The organism is Alcanivorax profundi, from assembly GCF_003597125.1.
Classification (GTDB): domain Bacteria; phylum Pseudomonadota; class Gammaproteobacteria; order Pseudomonadales; family Alcanivoracaceae; genus Alcanivorax; species Alcanivorax profundi.
The window spans coordinates 1-540 of sequence record NZ_QYYA01000078.1; the positions used below are offsets into that span (position 1 = coordinate 1).

Genomic DNA, 540 nt, shown 5'->3' on the forward strand with positions numbered 1-540 from the left:
GAACTCTATTTTTCCTCTCTACAATACCATTTTGTTGAGGCATTTTAGGGGCAGAGAATTCATGTGATATTCCTTGATTATTATAGAATTTCTCAAAACTGCTATTTTCAAATTCCGAACCATGATCACTACGGATTTTACAGACTTGAGAACCTTTTTCATTTTGGATTCGTTTAATGACCTTTTTTACTTCATCCAGGGTTTCAGTTTTATCTTTTAAGAATGATACCCAAATGAATCTGGTATGGTCGTCTACGATAACCAAAATATATTTTTTGCCACCTCGACTCTCCGTTCTAGTTGGTCCAATTAGATCCATGTGGAGAAGTTCGAGTGGTCTGGATGTGGTATTGGAGTTCACTTTCTTGTGAGAGCTCCTAATCTGTTTGCCTAATTGGCATTCACCACATATTTTGTCTATCTTTTGTAATTTTGGTAGACCTCTAATTAGTTCTCTTTTGCTCAATCTAAATAAGTTTCGATAGTGTACATGCCCAAGACGTTTGTGCCATAATTCCGTTTTATCGGTATGGACCATGT

The 540-nt window shown here is 36.3% G+C and carries 1 protein-coding gene; it reads right to left on the minus strand.

The window, feature by feature from the left end:
- On the minus strand, positions 1 to 319 hold a 319-nt coding region (locus D4A39_RS18045; protein WP_233552525.1), incomplete at its 3' end, for a DDE-type integrase/transposase/recombinase.
- Positions 320 to 540 lie beyond the last annotated feature (221 nt).